At 69.2% G+C, this 17,025-nt stretch carries 12 protein-coding genes and 1 tRNA gene; 4 read left to right on the top strand and 9 right to left on the bottom strand.

From position 1 onward, the window contains the following. Positions 1 to 60: 60 nt before the first annotated feature. The gene (locus AB4Y74_RS16995) at positions 61 to 699 is read left to right on the top strand and encodes an anthranilate synthase component II (RefSeq protein WP_441800232.1); all 639 of its coding nucleotides are present in this window, start codon (positions 61 to 63) and stop codon (positions 697 to 699) included. A 35-nt stretch (positions 700 to 734) separates the two neighbouring features. On the opposite strand, the gene pknB is transcribed toward AB4Y74_RS16995, so the two are convergent. The 7 genes from pknB to AB4Y74_RS17030 all read right to left on the bottom strand — a co-directional run bounded on the left by pknB (position 735) and on the right by AB4Y74_RS17030 (position 9,664). Beyond that, on the bottom strand, positions 735 to 2,429 hold the full coding sequence (gene pknB / locus AB4Y74_RS17000) for a Stk1 family PASTA domain-containing Ser/Thr kinase (protein WP_441800233.1): 1,695 nt from the start codon (positions 2,427 to 2,429) through the stop codon (positions 735 to 737). 77 nt (positions 2,430 to 2,506) lie between these two features. Beyond that, positions 2,507 to 4,240: a serine/threonine protein kinase gene (locus AB4Y74_RS17005; protein WP_441800234.1), complete on the bottom strand. Its 1,734-nt coding sequence runs from the start codon at positions 4,238 to 4,240 to the stop codon at positions 2,507 to 2,509. Further along, complete coding sequence (locus AB4Y74_RS17010) at positions 4,237 to 5,691, bottom strand: peptidoglycan D,D-transpeptidase FtsI family protein (RefSeq protein WP_441800235.1); 1,455 nt, start codon at positions 5,689 to 5,691, stop codon at positions 4,237 to 4,239. Before AB4Y74_RS17010 ends, AB4Y74_RS17005 begins: the two co-directional genes overlap by 4 nt. A 1-nt stretch (position 5,692) precedes the next feature. Next, complete coding sequence (locus tag AB4Y74_RS17015) at positions 5,693 to 7,096, bottom strand: FtsW/RodA/SpoVE family cell cycle protein (RefSeq protein ID WP_441800236.1); 1,404 nt, start codon at positions 7,094 to 7,096, stop codon at positions 5,693 to 5,695. Then, the gene (locus AB4Y74_RS17020; protein ID WP_441800237.1) at positions 7,080 to 8,330 is read right to left on the bottom strand and encodes a PP2C family protein-serine/threonine phosphatase; all 1,251 of its coding nucleotides are present in this window, start codon (positions 8,328 to 8,330) and stop codon (positions 7,080 to 7,082) included. Before AB4Y74_RS17020 ends, AB4Y74_RS17015 begins: the two co-directional genes overlap by 17 nt. A gap of 3 nt (positions 8,331 to 8,333) precedes the next feature. Continuing rightward, positions 8,334 to 8,930 (bottom strand): FHA domain-containing protein FhaB/FipA, encoded by a 597-nt coding sequence (locus tag AB4Y74_RS17025; RefSeq protein WP_441800238.1) that lies wholly within the window; start codon positions 8,928 to 8,930, stop codon positions 8,334 to 8,336. Further along, on the bottom strand, positions 8,927 to 9,664 hold the full coding sequence (locus tag AB4Y74_RS17030) for an FhaA domain-containing protein (protein WP_441800474.1): 738 nt from the start codon (positions 9,662 to 9,664) through the stop codon (positions 8,927 to 8,929). Before AB4Y74_RS17030 ends, AB4Y74_RS17025 begins: the two co-directional genes overlap by 4 nt. 141 nt (positions 9,665 to 9,805) lie before the next feature. On the opposite strand from AB4Y74_RS17030, the gene AB4Y74_RS17035 reads away from it, so the two are divergent. Beyond that, positions 9,806 to 9,889: transfer RNA gene (locus AB4Y74_RS17035), tRNA-Leu, on the top strand. Positions 9,890 to 10,051: 162 nt separating this feature from the next. Here the strand turns inward: AB4Y74_RS17035 and AB4Y74_RS17040 are convergent. Both AB4Y74_RS17040 and AB4Y74_RS17045 read right to left on the bottom strand, forming a co-directional pair. Continuing rightward, positions 10,052 to 12,799 carry an Ig-like domain-containing protein gene (locus AB4Y74_RS17040; RefSeq protein ID WP_441800239.1) on the bottom strand — a complete coding sequence of 916 codons (2,748 nt, stop codon included), beginning with the start codon at positions 12,797 to 12,799 and terminating at the stop codon, positions 10,052 to 10,054. Positions 12,800 to 12,914: 115 nt separating this feature from the next. Continuing rightward, on the bottom strand, positions 12,915 to 13,502 hold the full coding sequence (locus AB4Y74_RS17045; RefSeq protein WP_441800240.1) for an excalibur calcium-binding domain-containing protein: 588 nt from the start codon (positions 13,500 to 13,502) through the stop codon (positions 12,915 to 12,917). Between the two features lie 102 nt (positions 13,503 to 13,604). Here AB4Y74_RS17045 and AB4Y74_RS17050 point away from each other — a divergent pair, with 102 nt between their 5' ends. Next, a complete protein-coding gene (locus AB4Y74_RS17050) occupies positions 13,605 to 14,651 on the top strand; it encodes a DNA topoisomerase IB (RefSeq protein ID WP_441800241.1) in 1,047 nt (348 codons plus the stop codon). 90 nt (positions 14,652 to 14,741) lie between these two features. Further along, positions 14,742 to 17,018, top strand: coding sequence for an FUSC family protein (locus AB4Y74_RS17055; protein ID WP_441800242.1), 2,277 nt, complete (start codon positions 14,742 to 14,744; stop codon positions 17,016 to 17,018). The last annotated feature ends 7 nt before the right edge of the window (positions 17,019 to 17,025 follow it).

A 17,025-nucleotide genomic window follows, 5' to 3' on the forward strand; every position in this document is an offset into this window, starting at 1 on the left:
GACCTGGGTGTTTCCCTGGGTGGATTCGCTCCTCGGTCCGCAGGAAGGTACCGTGGGCACGTGACCCGCGTACTCGTCATCGACAACTACGACAGCTTCGTCTACACGCTGAACGGCTACCTCCGGGAGCTCGGCGCCGAAACCGACGTGGTGCGCAACGATGACATCGCCGCCGAGGACCTCCCGGCGAAGCTCGCAGAGTACGACGCGGTGCTCATTTCGCCCGGTCCGGGAAAACCTGCGCAGGCGGGCGTCTCGATCTCGGTCGTCGAGCAGGCGCTGGCTACCCAGCAGCCGCTGCTCGGTGTGTGTCTCGGTCACCAGGCGATCGCCGAGGCGTTCGGCGGCGTTGTCACCAACGCCGAAGAGCTGATGCACGGCAAGACGTCGCAGGTCGGCCACGACGACAGCCCGCTGTTCGAGGGAGTCGCACAGCCGTTCACGGCGACCCGATACCACTCACTCGCCGTGGTCGACGGCACCCTGCCCGACGACCTCCACGTGACGGCCCGCACGGCGGGCGGCGTCATCATGGCGCTGCAGCACCGCGAGGCGCCGATCTACGGCGTGCAGTTCCACCCGGAGTCCGTGCTCACCGAGGGCGGCTACCGGATGCTCGGCAACTGGCTCGAGGTCGCCGGGCTGGCGGGCGCCGCGCAGGCGGCACGGTCGCTCAACCCGCTGGTGAAGCTGGGCTAATCCCGAGGGCTGTCGAGGTCAGCCCGAGCGGTACATCAGCCCGAGCAGTACGTCAGGTCGACCGTTGTGCCCTGCGGCACGTCACCGGGGGCCACGGACTGGGTGTGCACCATGGTCGCCCCCTTGTCCTGCGGGCACGACGGATCGGGTTTCGGGTTCGCCGTCAGACCCAGTTGTGACAGGATTCCGGTCGCCGCCTGGATCGTCTGCCCCGTGAGGTCGGTGAGCGTCACCTTGCCGCTCGAGACGTGCAATCCGATCGCATCGCCCTCGTGAGCGGACGCGTTCGCGGCTGGATCCGTGGAGATCACGACGTTGGCGGGCACGCTGGGTGAGTTCTCGGAGGTCGTCGGGCCCACGGTGAAGCCGGCCTGTTGCAACGCCTGCGTCGCCACGTCGACCGTCATATTGTGCACGTCCGGCACGGTGACGGTCTTCTTGCCGGTGGAGACGTAGACCGTGATGGTGTCGCCGGTGGCGACGACGATCCCGGCACCCGGGTCGGTACGGATGACCTGGCCCTGCGAGTAGGTCGGACTCGACTCGGTGGCCTGCACCCACTTCAGCTTCATCTCGTCCAGCTGGGCGGTCGCCTTGTCCAGCACCTGGCCGGACAGGTTCGGCACCTTGCGCGATGTGTCCGGCATGGTGGTGCTCGGCGCCAGCCGGAGCACCCACGCGAGCACGGCCACGATGACGACGGCCATGATCGCGATGCCGGCCCAGATCCAGATGACCGGTGGGCGCCGCTGCGTGCGCGTCATGGTCTGGTCTTCCGCCAGCTGGCGGAACGCCGCCTCCGGTCCGGAGACCGAGCTGGGCGGAGCGCCGAACAGCGTCTCCGCGAGCTCGTCCTCGTGCTTGCGCTTCGGGACACGACCCGCGGCAGCCTCTTCGAGGTCGGCGCGGAACTCCGCGACCGTCTGGTAGCGCTCGAAGCGATCCTTGGTCATGGCGCGCGCAACCACGACATCCATCGCGGGCGAGACCTTGGGGTTGACGGTGCTCGGAGCCACCGCCGTCTCGCTGACGTGCTGGTACGCGATTGCGACCGGAGTGTCGCCGCGGAACGGCGGCCGTCCGGTCAGCATTTCGAAGAGCACGACACCGGTCGAGTAGAGGTCGGTGCGGGCGTCGACGGACTCGCCCTTCGCCTGTTCCGGCGAGAAGTAACTGGCGGTGCCGAGCACCGCGGTCGTCTGTGCGACCGTCGCGGACGAGTCGCTGATCGCGCGAGCGATGCCGAAGTCCATGACCTTGACCTGGCCGGCCTTGGTGATCATGACGTTGCCGGGCTTGATGTCGCGGTGGACCACCCCGGCGCGGTGGGAGTACTCGAGTGCGGTGAGGATCCCCTCGGTGATGCGCACAGCCTCCGGGATCTCGAGCGGACCCTTCTTGATCAGGTCTTTCAGGAGGACGCCGTCGACGTGCTCCATCACGATGAAGGGCAGCTGCGCCTCGTGGCCGTTCGGCTCGCGGATGGTCTCCTCGCCGGCATCGAAGACGCGCACGATCGTCGGGTGCGTCATGCGAGCCGCGGCCTGCGCCTCCTGGCGGAAGCGCGTCCGGAAGGCCGGGTCGGTCGCCAGCGATGGCTTCAGAAGCTTGATCGCGACGGTGCGACCCAGTCGGCTGTCGGTGCCGCGGTGTACGTCCGACATACCGCCCCGGCCGATGAGTTCGCCGACCTGATATCGGCCTGCGAGCAGGCGGCTATCTGGGCTCAATGCGGACTCCTTCTCGGTGCTGACTCCGGTTAGTGTAGCGGGGCCCGGCTGGATATCTCCCCGGGGCTACTCCGCGCTCAGCCGCCGTTCCCGTTGTTGCCGCCGCCACCCGCTCCGCCGCCGCCCGCGCCCGGTGCGGGGGTTGAGGCGACGACCTCGTACGCCAGTGCCGGCGACTGGCCGGACTCGACGGATTCGCCGCAGAAGATCGTGTAGGTCAGCTGATACGTTGCGGCGGCGCTGGGAGACCAGACCATCTTGGTGTCGTTGACCGGCGTCTGCGGCTGCCCGTTGATGTACAGACGACGGCCGACCATGTTTTGCCCGGCCGGGCAGGTTGCCGAACCGAAGTTCACGGTGATCTGCGAGTTCGGCGCGCCCTGACCGGAGGGCGGTGTCGCCGAGACGGTGTCCGTTGGGGTGGGGATCGGCGCGACGGGTCCATAGACCTTCACTGCGATTGTGGAGCCCTTCGGCACCGGGCCGGTGGGGTTGACCGAGTACACCTTGTTGGCCTGGTCCTGCGTGGTCGCGGCGTTGCCCTGCGAGACGTCCGCGACCATCCCGAGCTGCTGGAGCTTGTCGCGCGCCTGGTCCGCGGTGAGGCCGAGGAAGTCGCTCTCGGTAATCTGCACCGTGTTGCTCGTGGGCGTGGGCTTCGGAGACGGCGACGACGGCTGTGAGGTCGGCGTGGTCGGTGGTGTCGAGGAGGGTGCGGCCTTCGGCTGCGCCACGAGAGTGATGATCGTGCCGATGAGGACCAGCGCCAGCAGCGCGATCAGCGCGATGAGCGGCCAGGTCCAGCGACTGCGCTTGCGCTCCTCGACGGGAGCGATCGTCTCCTCCTCGACGACCGGTGCGACCGCGGTCGCGGGCAGCACGGTCGTGGCCTGGGTGGGTGCCGGAGCAGGCGACTGCATGAGCACGGTGGCCGCGTCGGTCGCGGCTGCCGCGCCGAGGATGGCCGGGACGGACGCCGCTGCGGCACGCACGTCCCCGCGTCGCAGGGCCTGCGCCGCACGCGCGAGGTGCGCAGCCGATGCCGGGCGATCGGCCGGGTTCTTGGCGATGCAGGCGAAGACCAGATTGCGGACCGGCTCGGCGACCGTGGCCGGGAGCTCCGGCGGGGCCTCGTTGATCTGCGCCATGGCGATCGCGACCTGCGACTCGCCGGTGAAGGGCCGGCGGCCCGCGAGGCATTCGTAGGCGACGATGCCGAGGGAGTAGATGTCGGTCGTCGGCGACGCGGGGTGACCGGACGCCTGCTCCGGAGAGAGGTACTGCACGGTGCCCATCACCTGGCCGGTGGCCGTCAGCGGCACCTGATCGGCGATCCGGGCGATGCCGAAGTCGGTGATCTTGACGCGGCCGTCCGGCGTGATCAGCAGGTTGCCCGGCTTGATGTCGCGGTGGACGAGACCGGCTGCGTGCGCGGCGTGGAGCGCGGCGGCGGTCTGGGCGACGATGTCGAGCGTTCGGTCGGTGCTGAGGACGTGCTCCCGCTCCAGGATGCTGGACAGGGCCTCGCCGGGGACGAGCTCCATCACCAGGAAGGCGCTGCCGTCCTCCTCGCCGTAGTCGTACACGTTGGCGATGCCCTCGTGGTTGACGAGGGCGGCGTGGCGGGCCTCGGCGCGGAAGCGCTCGAGGAAGCCGGGGTCGCCGAGGTACTCGTCCTTGAGGATCTTGATGGCGACGGTACGACCGATGACGAGGTCAGTGGCCTGCCACACCTCGCCCATTCCGCCGATCGCGATCCGCGACTGCAGCTCGTAACGTCCCCCGAAGGTGAGCCCTGCTGTGGGTCTCATTTATTCAGCACCGCCTCTAGTACTTTCCTCGCGATCGGAGCGGCGACCGAGTTACCCGTGCCGCTCTGACCCTGTCCACCGCCATTTTCGACAACTACCGCCACAGCGAACTCCGGGTCGTTCGCCGGCGCGAAACCGGTGAACCACAGCGTGTAGGGATCGCCCTCCCCGTTCTGCGCCGTGCCCGTCTTACCGCCGACCTGAACCCCACCTATTCTTGCATTGCTCGCTACGCCGTGATCGACGCCGTCCACCATCATCTGCTTGATCGTGTCGGCGTTCTGCTGGCTCAGCGGCCGCGAGAATTCTTTGGGCTGGAAGCTCTCCTCGGTCTGCAGATCGGCCGACCGGATCGAGTCCACGAGATTGGGCGTCATCAGCGTGCCGCCGTTGGCGATCGCCGCGGACACCATTGCCATCTGCAGGGGAGTCGCGCGGTCATCCATCTGTCCGAACGAGCCGAGCGCGCGCTCCGCCGGGTCGGTGTAGAGCGGGTAGACGCTCTTCTCGACCGGGATCGGGATGCTCAGCGACTGGTTGAAGCCGAACTTGTCGGCCTGGTCCTTGATGACCTCGGGCTTCAGCAACATCCCCAACTCGGCGAAGGGGATGTTGCAGGACAGGATCTGCGCGGTCGCGATCGAGACGGTCGCTCCGGGGCCGCAGGTCGTCAGCGAGTCGTTCTTGACGATCGTGCCGGAGCCTGGAAGCGGAAGCGATGCTGGGTTCGGCAGCTGGCTGTCTTTCGTGTACTGGCCCGTGCCGAAAGCGGATGCGCTCATCACCGGCTTGAACGTCGATCCGGGCGGGTTCAGGTTTCCGCCGATGCCGCGGTTGATCAGCGGGTCGCCCGGAGCCGCGAGCAGCTGCTGGTACGCCGCATCGACGGCCTTGCCGTCGTGCGACGCGAGAGTGTTCGGATCGTACGTCGGCTTGGACACCATCGCCAGGATCTTGCCGGTCTTGGGTTCCAGCAGCACAACCGCGCCCTGCTGGTCGCCGAGCGCATCCCAGGCCGCCTGCTGCGCCACCGGGTCGATGGTGGTCTCGACGGCGGCGCCCTGCGGGTTCTTCCCGGTCAGGATGGCGTTGATGCGGTCGAAGAACTGCGAGTTCGCCGAGCCGCTGAGCTTCGCGTTGAGGGCGCCCTCCAGCCCGGTCGGCTCGCCGTTGATCGGGAAGAAGCCGGTGACCGCCGAGTACAGGGGCCCGTTGCTGTACACGCGCTGCCACTTGTAGACGTCGTTGGAGGGCACGGACTGGGCGATCGGCTGGCCGCCGACGAGGATGGCTCCGCGCTGTGCGGAATAGCTGTCGTTCAGGGCGCGGGTGTTGCGTGCGTCCGCGTTGAGCGAGTCGGCCTGGAACACCTGCAGGATCGTCGTCGAGACGAGGAGCGCCAAGAACATCCCGAGCACGATCACGCTCACGCGCTTGATCTCACGGTTCATGTCAGCTCACCACCAGCCGAGGTTGATTGCGGACAGTGTCGGACAGTCTCAGGAGCAGGGCCACGATGATCCAGTTGGCGACGAGCGACGAGCCGCCGGCCGCGAGGAAGGGCGTGGTCAGGCCGGTCAGCGGGATGACGCGGGTGACGCCGCCGATGACGATGAAGCACTGCAGGGCGACCGTGAACGAGAGCCCGACGGCGAGCAGCTTGCCGAAGTCGTCCTGACCCGAGAAGCCGATGCGCAGGCCGCGCGAGACGAAGACGATGTACAGGGCCAGGATGGCGAAGAGGCCGGCGAGGCCGAGCTCCTCTCCGAGGCTCGCGATGATGTAGTCGCTCTGCGAGACGGGCGTGATCCACGGCTGGCCCTGTCCGAGCCCCGTGCCGATCAGGCCGCCCTGTGCAAGGCCGAAGAGGCCCTGCACGAGCTGGAAGCTGCCGCCCTGCGCGTCGTACACGTTCTGCGAGAACGGCGACAGCCAGTTCGCGAAGCGGTCGTGCACGTACGGCAGCACCTGGCTGGCGATGACGGCGCCGCCGATGATGAGCAGCAGACCCAGGATCACCCAGCTGATGCGGGACGTCGCTACGTAGAGCATGACGAGGAACAGGCCGAAGATCAGCAGACCGGTACCGAGGTCGCGCTGGAACACGATGACCGCCATCGCCATCAACCAGACGACGAGGAGGGGGCCGAGGTCGCGGGCGCGTGGGAACCGGATCCCGAGGAACTTCTTGCCCACGGCCGACAGCGAGTCGCGCGCCTGCACCAGATAGCCGGCGAAGAACACCGCAAGGCACAGTTTGGCGATCTCACCCGGCTGGAAGCTGAACGGCCCGATCCCGATCCAGACACGGGCGCCGTAGATCTCCTTGCCGATGCCCGGCAGCATCGGAAGCAGCAGGAGCACCAGCGCCGCGAAGCCGAACAGGTAGGTGTACCGCTGCAGGATGCGGTGGTTGCGGATGAGCATCACGACGAGGATCGCGCAGATAATCGCGATGGCGCTCCACACGATCTGCTTGATGCCCGCGCTGTCCCAGCCGGAGTCTTTGTAGTGGATGTCGATGCGATAGATCTCGGCGATGCCGATCCCGGTGAGGAGCGTGGCGATCGGCAGCAGGAACGGGTCGGCTTGGGGCGCCACGAACCGGAGCGCGATGTGCATCCCGACGACGAGCGCGGAGAGCCCCGCGCCCAGGTAGACGAGCGTGAGATCGACGTGGCCGAGCGCGCCCAGCTGGACGAGCACGATGGCCGCGGCGTTGATGGCGCACGCGATGACGAGGAGGAACAGCTCCAGGTTGCGAAGCTTGGCGGGCAGGCGCAGCCGTTTCACCGGACCGGTGGCGGTCCGGGGCGTCCCCTGCTGACGCGCGGCGGTTCTATTGTCCGTGGGCATCGCTCAGCTGCTCCACGATCGTCTTGGCCGCCTGAAGGTCGTCGGCGTTGATGGTCTGCTCGACCTGCTGCTTGTCGTACTCCGGGAGATCGTCGACCGTCACGTTCGACTCCTCGTACAGGTGTGACAGGCCGATCGGCCCGATGCCCTGCTGCACCCCCTGGTAGATGGCGACCTTGCCGTCCGGAGTCATACCGACGTAGTAGCGGGACTGCGTCCACTGGTATCCGAGAAAGATGGCCAGCACGATCGCGACCACCAGGGCGATGAGACCGACCATCCAGGTGAGGCGACGCCGCCGGGCTCGCCGGGCATCCTCCTCGATGAGCTCGTCGAGGTAGTCCTCCGACTGCGGCTCGAAGTGGGTGGGGCCGGTGGCCGGACGGATGGGATGCAGCCGGAGGCCCGGCAGGCGTGCTGCGCGGGTCGTCGGTTTGGGCTCCGCACCGAATTGCAGGGGTGATGCGGCGGAACCGACCGTCACCGGCTCCTTCAGGACTTCGCCGCGGGCCGTGTCCGCGATGTCCAGGACGACGGCGGTGACGTTGTCCGGCGCTCCGGCGTCGAGGCTCTGCTTGAGCAGACGCTCTGCGACCTGCCTCGGGCCGTCCTTCGAGGCGAGAGCGGCGAGCATGTCGTCGTGCTTCACCACGCCGCTGAGGCCGTCGGAGCAGATCAGCCACCGGTCGCCGGGTTGCGTGTCGAGCGTCCAGGTGTCGATCTCGGGGGACGCATCCACATCCCCGAGCACGCGCATCAGGACGGAGCGGCGGGGGTGGACCATCGCCTCCTCCTCGGTGATGCGGCCGCTGTCGACGAGGCGCTGCACGAAGGTGTGGTCGGTCGTGACCTGCTTGAGTTCGCCGTCCCGGAACAGATAGATGCGGGAGTCGCCGATGTGGGCGAACGCGATCTGGTCGGCCACGCGGACCATCGCGCTGACGGTGGTCCCCATCCCGGTGAGCTCCGGATGCTCGAACACGGTCTCGGCGAGGAGCGAGTTGGCGGCGATGAGCGCGGACTGGAGGGCGAACTCCGCCTCTGCCGGGGAGTCGTACTCACGGTCGGCTTCGCGGATGCGGTTCACGGCGATCGCGGAGGCGACGTCGCCGCCCGCGTGGCCGCCCATCCCGTCGGCGACGACGAACAGGTCGTGACCGGCGTAGCCGGAGTCCTGGTTGTTCGAGCGGATCTTCCCGACGTGGGAGAGGGCCGCCGCCTTGTTGGCCGCCACCGGTTACCGCCGCAGCTCGAACGTCGTCGTACCGATCTTGATCGGCGTGTCGAGTGGGACCTGGGTGGGGACCGTCACGCGGCGGCCGTCGAGGAACGTGCCGTTCGTGGAGTCGAGATCCTGGATCATCCACTCGTCGTTCCAGAGGAGCAGGCGGGCGTGGTGGGTGGAGGTGTAGTCGTCTCGGATGACGAGGTTTGACTCGCTGGAGCGGCCGATCGTGATCGGGTCGCGGCCCAGGGGGAGTTCGGTCCCGGCCCGAGGTCCGGACGTGATGACGAGGCGGCGGGCGGTCTGCACGCTCGCGTTGGTGTGGCCGGTTGCGCGGTTGGCTCCGGCAGGAAGCGACGAGACCGGCGCGGCCTTCATGACCGGCTCGGTCGGCCCGGCCGGTGGTGCGCCCGCGGGCACGGGGACACTCGCTGCGGTGGACGCCGGGAACGGGGAGGCGGAGCCGGACGCCGGCTGTTCGGGCAGCTTGCGGACGCGCTGCCCGAACAGGTCGGTGCGCAGCGCGTACACGATCCCGAAGACGAACAGCCACAGCAGCAGGAGGAAGCCGAACCGCAGCACCAGCAGGGTCAGCTCGCTGGGGTTCACGAGGGACTCCAGAAGTTGCCGACGTCGTGGCGCCGCGTGGGGTCGACGGTCTGCCCGCGCGAGGCCGGCGCGGCCTGCGGGAGCACGCGGAAGACGATGCGCGTTCGACCGAGGGTGATCACCGACTCCGGCTCCAGGATCGCCTTGCGGAGCGGCTGACCGTCGAGCTTCGTGCCGTTCGTGGAGCCGAGGTCTTCCACCTGGGCGCGGCGCCCATCCCAGGTGATCATGACGTGCTTGCGGGAGATGCCGGTGTCATCCACGGTGATGTCCGCCTCGGCGCCGCGGCCGACGACTGTGCGCGAGTGGCTCAACGGGTAGTGCCGGCCGTCGATGTCGAGGACCGGCGTCCAGGCGACGTCGCCTTTCACGTTCTCGGACTCGACCTGCAGCATCCCCACGGTCAGGTCGGCGTCCTCTTCGAGGTCGATCGAGATGCCGCCGGCGAACTGATAATGCTGGGCGGCGGCGTGCTTCTGGACGAAGTCGATCAGCTCGTCGGTGAGCGCGGCGCCCATCGATCGCATGCGGTCGTAGTCGTCGTGCGCCATGCGCAGGAGGAACCGGTTGGGCGCGAGGACACGGTCGCGCGCGACGACCGCCGCCTTGGTGTCCATCTCCTTGCGGAGGGCGCTGGAGAGCTCGACCGGCTGCAGCCCGGAGCGGAACGTCTTCGCGAACGCGCCATTGACGGCGCGCTCGAGCCCACGCTCGAAGTTGTCCAGAATGCCCACAGTCTCCCGCTCCCGGTCGTTGACTACATGCATGTTAGTCGGAACCCTGGGAAACCCACTGGCTATCGGGTGAAGATCAGCCGTCGGGAGGACGCCACGATTCGTGAAGCATCCGAGCACCGTGTTAGAGTTCCTGGGTTCGCGCGAGTGGCGGAATTGGCAGACGCGCTGGCTTCAGGTGCCAGTGCCCGCAAGGGCGTGGGGGTTCAAGTCCCCCCTCGCGCACGGACGTTGTTTCAGGAAATCCGGGAAACGGATTCACGGAATTGCGAAGCGAACAAGAAAGGGCCGGTCCGACTCGAAAGTCGGACCGGCCCTTTTGTGCGATGCGGACATCGCATATCGCCCGGTCGATGCGATGAGCGTCGTCACCGTCGGCCGGAATGCTTACCGGCCGCCGGACCGCGTCCTGCTCGTCGTGCTCCCTGGTGCATTACGGAAGCCCCTGCGGCGGACTCGGAGAGCAACCGCTCCGGCCGCCATCGCCGCCAACGCGAGCCACAGCATCGGGACGATGAGCACGGCCGACCCCGTGTCCGCCAAGTCACCGCCCGGGCCTCCCGCCGTCTCGCTTCCGGAGCCGCCGCCCGAGCCGTCGGGCGGCACGATCGCGTCGGGCACCACCGTCACCGTCACCGTGGCGCCGTCGCACAGCGTCGGCGCGATCGACGCGCAGATCGTGTAGGTGAACGAGTCCGTCCCGGAGAAGCCGGGATCCGGCGTGTAGACGATTGCCGATCCGCTCACGCTCACCGTGCCGTGCGACGGGGTGGATGCGACGGTCGGCGGGTCGACGGTACCCAGGTCGTTGTCCCCGACGGGGATGCTGACGGGCGTTCCGGCCGAGGTCGTCGCCGTGTCCGCGTTGGCGACCGGGTACACGTCCACATCCACCGCCCCGGTGGCGCAGAGGATGGGGACACCGTCGTCGCACACGATGACGGTGTAGGCGTCCGAACCCGCGAAGACGGCACGCGGGAAGTAGGTGGTCTCGGTACCCGACACCGTGGCCGTCCCGGTGCGGGGCGGGATGCCGCGGGTGAACGTGAGGTTCTGGCCGATGTCGGGGTCGGTCGCGCGGATGGCGCGGGTCACCGGCGTCCCCACCGTCGTCCTCAGGTGGAGGGGCTCGACGACGGGCGGGTTGTTCAGCGGGCGCACGGTCACGGTGACGGTCGCCGTGGAGCAGAGAGACGGGTTGGTCGGCGAGCAGGTGCGGTACTGGAAGGTGTCCTGCCCGGTGAAGCCGTCGGCCGGAGTGTAGGTGACGGATCCCGTTGCGGGATCGACCGTCACCGCACCGTTCGCCGGGGCTGCGATCAGTGTCGTGTCGAGAACCGCACCCTCGGTGTCGTTGGCCGACACCGGGATGACGACCGGCGTGCCTGCGAAGGTCTCGGCGATGTCGTCCGAGGCGATCGGGCTGATGGGCAGGGAGACGGTCGCCGAGTCGCACAACGCGGGCGTCCCGTCGTCGCACACGGTGTACACGAAACTGTCGTCGCCGGTGAAGTCGTCCGCAGAGCGGTAGCCGAAGTAGCCTCCCGCGATCATCACGGCCGTGCCGTGCGGCGGTGGTGTCGTGATCGTGTACGTCAGCTTCTGATCAGCATCGGGATCGGTGGCGATGACGCGTCCGAACAGCACCTTTCCGGTGAACCCCGGCCGCACGAGCGGCTGGGCGACGGGAGGACTGTTTGCCGGCGGCACCACCCCCACGACCGTGGTATCCGCCTGACTGTCGGCGCTCGTGCCGTCGTTGTTCGACGGATCCGGATCGTCGATGTCGGCGACGGCCGAGGCGACGTTGTGGAGCACCGTGCCGACGGGCGCCGACTGGGAGACCGTGAACGTGCGGGTGGCCGACGCGCCCGGCGCCAGCGTGCCGATGGTCCAGCTGATGGTGCCGCCCGCGACCGTGCCGCCTCCCGCATCCACCACGCCGCTGGTGCCGGCGGGAAGCGTGTCGGTCAGGACCACCCCCTCGGCGTCATCCGGACCGTCGTTGGCGACCACGAGCGAGTAGGTCACATCCCCGTTCACCGCGACCGTCGCCGGCCCCGACTTCGACACGGAGATGTCCGCGAACGGCAGCACGTTCAGCACGCACCCGGTCAGCGGGGAATCGGGGCCGACGGCCCGGACGCCGCCGACCCGCACGACATTGGCGACGACGCCGGTCTGCACATCAAAGATGCTGCCCGCGGGCGCCTGCGTCTGCACCGCGATGGGATGTTCGGCCGAGTCGCCGGTGAACCGTCCTTGGACGCTGGTCGGCCCCGCGAACCGGTAGGCGCCGAACCCGCTCACCTCGCCGTCGTCGGTCAGTCCGGTCGAGAGGAGCAGCCCCTCCACCGACTGCCGCCAGGTCCCGTTGTTGGTGAAGACCCCTCCACTGGTGACGATTCCCGCGTTGGTCGAGGCCGCTGACTGGTTCGACAGGGCACCGGTCGCACGGACGCGGCAGGCGTTCGCGAATGTCGCGCCGCCATTGACGGTCAGCGACCCACCGACCTCGACGACGCCGGTGTTCTCGAGCCTGCCGTTCAGGTGCACGTCACCGGCGACCCGCATCACGCTCGTATTGTCGATGTCGGCGGCGCTGTTGAGGTCCAGGGTTCCGCCGATCACCATGGTGCCCGCGTTGTCGTACGAGCCTGCGGCGGGTGAGAAGCTCCCCGAGATCGTCAGGGAGCCGCCGGTGGCGACGGTGAACGTGGACGCGCCGTTCACGTTCAGGCCCGCGAACTCCACGGTGCCTTCGACGTCGAGGCCGAATCCGGTGGCGACCGCTACGGAGGGGAAGGTCGCGCTGGCTCCGGCGGCGACCACCAGCGAACCGGCCGCGTTGTTCATGTAGGAGGGGCGGAGGGTCGCCCCGGCCGCGACGCACAGGGTTGCCCCCGAGGGGAGCGCATCCACCCCGCCGGCGAAGGTGCCGGATGCGAGCAGCACGGTCTCGCCCGGCGCCACGGAGACGGAGGATGCGGACGGGTTCAGGGTCCGCGTGGGCGCGCCGCACTGCGTCGCGAACGTCGCGGAGGCCGGGGCCGCGGCCGCACCGAGAGCGATGACCGCTCCGACGGCGAGCGCCGCCAGCGCGCTGATCCACTTCCCGGCGGCCCGTGTCGGCATGCTGGCAGTATCGTCCACCGGTTCTCGGAGCGCCAGACGTGCGCTTCACCGAACTGGACAGCAGGTGACGGCGTGCACGCACTTGTTTCGTTCCGCGGAGCCTGGTGGTCGCTGCCTACTCGCAGGCGACCCCGTCGCCGTCCCGGTCGAGCTTGCTCGAGTACCCCGGCTGCCCTGCGTGGATGGGCGCCTTACCTGCAGCGCGTACCGCGGCGCAGTTCGCGTAGGCAACGTCGGGCGCTGGTGCAGGCGCAGGTGCTGGGGCGACGGGCGCAGGTGCCGGTGCGACGGGCACGGGGGCAACAGGCGCAGGCGCTTGTCCCGCCGGAGCAGGCTCGCTGGTGGGAACCGCGCTGGGAGCGGGCTGGGGGGCGACACCCTTCTTCACCGTGAGCTTGACGGTCGTGCCCTTTTTCACGTGCGTACCGGCCTTGGGGGAGGACGCCGTAACGGTCCAATTGCTCTTCACGATGACCCACTTGGACCATTTCCATTTGAGGCCGACGGTTTTCAGCGCCTTTGTTGCGGCGCTGCCGCTCGTGCCGACGACACGGGGAACGACCACCGTGCCTGTCGACGCGGTCTGTCCAGCGCTGACCGTCAGCTGTGTGGCACTAGCCGACTCTGCCGTCGGAGCGGCCACCACTGCCGTAGCGATCGCAACGGTGACAAGGGCGGCGAGGATCAACGATCTGAAGCGCAAGAGGATTCCTTCGATGGGAGTGGGTACGGACACGAGTCTTCCGGGCCCACTCACATCTCGGGAGCCCTCATGCAAGGGCCACGATCGGGCAGAGTAAGCGGTATGGATGCGGACTCGACGACGACGGCGCGGCATGTCATCCGTCCGCCGGGCCTTCATCGGATCGGCGTGCGCCCGGCCGTGTGGGTGGACGACGCCGGCGACGAGGTCAGGGATGCAGAGTCGCTCGCCCGTCTTGCGGCGCTCCGCGTTCCGCCGGCCTGGACTCATGTCTGGGCCGCATCCAGCGGCGATGCCGCGCTGCAAGCGACCGGTGTGGATGCGCGCGGCCGCACCCAATATCTGTATTCGCCGGAGGCGGTCGCCCGGGCGGAGAGGCACAAGTTCGGCTCGCTGATGGACTTCGCACTCGCTCTTCCCCTGCTGCGGGAGCGCGTGGAGGCGGACCTGCATTCGACCGACGACGCCGCCGGACCGGCGCTCCCGCTGACCGCGGCGGCCGTGCGCCTGCTCGACCAGGGACTCTTCCGCGTGGGGTCGACCCGCTACGCCCGCGACAATCACACCTTCGGCCTCACCACGCTCACCCGGGCACACGTGCGCGTCGATGGAGACGCGCTCGCGTTCGACTTCGTCGGCAAGGAGCACATCGTGCACCACATCGACGTGCGTGACGGGGATGCCGCGTCCGTGATCCACCGCCGGCTCGAACGTGACGACGGCGACGAGGCCGCGCTCTTCTCGACCGCCGAACAGCCGGTGCCGCGACGGATCGACAGCGTGACCGTCAACTCGTACATCCACACTCATTCCGGCGCGGCATCCAGCGCGAAGACGTTCCGAACCTGGGGCGCCACGATCGCCGCGGCCGCGGTCGCGGGTGGTGCGCGATTCGAGGGCACGACGACGCGCCTCCGGGACGAGCTGGCGCCGTACCACGCGGCCGCGCACCTGCTCGGGGACACCCTCACGGTGGCTCGCCAGTCCTACGTGCACCCGGACGCGATCCGTGTCGGCTCCACCGGCCCCGTCCGGGATGCTGTGTCGGCCGCCTCGACGGAGGCGGGGTCCGACGCTGTGGAGGCGATCCTGCGCGCGGAAGTTCTGCGGAAGGCTGTGTATGAGGGGCTCCTCTCCACAGGCGCCTGAACGGCTGCCCGCTACGCCGAGCGCGCGTTAGGGTGTGGCTGGACGGCGCCCCGCACCCGGCGGCGCCGCGCGGATCGCTACGGAGGACGGGTGCGGTTCAGGGAGTGGCTGAGTCGTCACGACCCGGGCTACAGTGCGCTGCGGCGTGCCAGCCGGGCAGCCATCGTGATGCCGTTGCTGTTCGCGTTCGCGAGCGGAGTCCTGCGCAACCCTGACGTCGCGATCTTCTCGGCGTTCGGGTCGTTCGCGATGCTGCTCTTCGTCGACTTCGGGGGACCGCCGCGCGAGCGGGCGCAGGCGCTGGCGGCGCTCGCCGTCGTCGGGGCAGTGCTCGTCTCGCTGGGAACGCTGGCGTCGCAGCCGGTGTGGCTGTCCGCCGTCGCGATGTCCGTCGTCGCCCTGGTGGTGCTGTTCGCGGGGTCCGTCAGCTCGGTCAGCGCCTCGGCCAGCACCGCCCTGCTACTGGCTTTCATCCTTCCGGTCACGCTCCCGGGGACCATCGCATCCCTCGGACCGCGGCTGCTCGGGTGGGGGATCGCTGCGGTCGTCTGCATCGTTGCGGTGACTGTGCTGTGGCCGGCGCCCGCGCGCGAGCCGCTGCGCGGTCCGGCGGTCGAGGCGATCCGGGCGCTCGCCGGCCGGCTGCGTGCAGAATCCGCCTTCCTGCTGAGTGACGGTGACCCGGCGCTGGTCGCCGACCGCGACCGGACCAGCGGGGAGGCAGGTGCCGAAGTCGCGGCCCTGCACGAGGCGTTCCTCGCTGCGCCGTACCGGCCGACCGGCCTGAGCACCCCCGCGCGGACCATCGTCCGGCTGGTCGACGAGCTCGCCTGGCTCGACTCGGTGATGACCCAGTTCGAGCGGTACGCGCGGAGGTCGTCCGCGGTGGCGGAACCGACGCACGCGGCCGCCTGGACGGTCAAGAGCGCCGCCGCCGACGCCCTCGACGAGGGAGCGCTGGTGCTCGCCCAGCACGGCGCGGACTCCTCCGTCCTCGAGGCGGCCCTCCGTCGGCTCGCACAGGCTCGCGCCGACGTGGAGGCCGCCATGCTCGCGCAGCCGATGACCGACGGCGGTTCAGGTGGAGCGCCGGAAGCGATGGTCACGATCCTGGACCCCGGCTTCCGGGCGCAAGAGCTCGCCTACGCGGTCGCGACGGTCGGCACGAACATCTCGCTGACCGCCCGCGCGGAGCGCCGGTCGTGGTGGCAGCGGATGCTCGGCCGCCAACCCGAAGGCGTGAGCGGTCCCCTCGCGGCGGCGGCCGAACGCGCGAGCGGGTACGTCGGATGGAACTCGGTGTGGCTGCGCAACAGCATCCGCGGCGCCATCGCTCTCGGCCTGGCCGTCCTCCTCGCGAAGCTCACGGGAGTCGAGCACTCGTTCTGGGTTGTCCTGGGCACGCTCTCGGTGCTTCGCTCGAATGCGCTCAGCACCGGCCAGACAGTGCTGAGGGGCGTTCTGGGAACCGTGATCGGCGTGGTGCTCGGCGCCGCCGTGCTCACCGTCATCGGCTCCAACGTGGCGGTGCTGTGGATCGTGCTGCCGGTGGCGATCCTGATCGCCGGTGTCGCGCCGTCGGTCATCTCGTTCGCGGCGGGGCAGGCGGCCTTCACGGTGGTGCTCGTGCTGCTCTTCAACATCATCGCGCCGACCGGATGGACGGTCGGCCTGATCCGGATCGAAGACATCGCCCTCGGCTGCGTGGTCAGCCTGCTGGTCGGTGTGCTGTTCTGGCCGCGAGGCGCTGCCGCATCGCTCCGGCGGGCCCTCTCCGACGCCTACCGGGAGAGCATCCGCTACCTGGAGGCTGCCGTCACCTATGGAGTGGGGCCACGCGACGCGGACGGGTCGTACGCCGGCGAACTCCGGGCCCAGGCGACGCGTGCGGCGGCCGCATCCCGGCGCCTCGATGACGCCTTCCGCACCTACCTGGCCGAGCGCGGGGCGAAGCGTCGCCCCCTCGCCGAGGTCTCCGCGTCCGTGACGGGTGTCGCGGGGGTCCGGCAGGCGAGCGACGCGATCGCGGAGCTGTGGCGCGGGCAACCGCCGGGGGACCGCCACACGGCGGACGCGCGCGGGGCGCTGAACGACGCGCTGCTGAAGCTCGAGACCTGGTACAGCCAACTGGCCGAACAGCTGGTAGCGCGCGGAGCGCTGCCCGAGCCCGTGCCCTCGGACCCGACCATGGTGGCGCGGCTGGCCGGAGCCGTGCTCGCGAGCCAGGCCACGTCCACGGACATGCATGACGTGTCCACGGCGGTCCGCATCATCTGGACGGCGGACTACCTGGAGGTGGTGAGCCGGCTCGAGAGCGTGATCGTGGCTCCCGTGCGGGTCCTTCGGGACGACGTCGCCCCGCGCTGAGGCGGTC

The sequence above is a fragment of the Leifsonia sp. RAF41 genome (assembly GCF_052114085.1).
Taxonomy (GTDB): domain Bacteria; phylum Actinomycetota; class Actinomycetes; order Actinomycetales; family Microbacteriaceae; genus Leifsonia.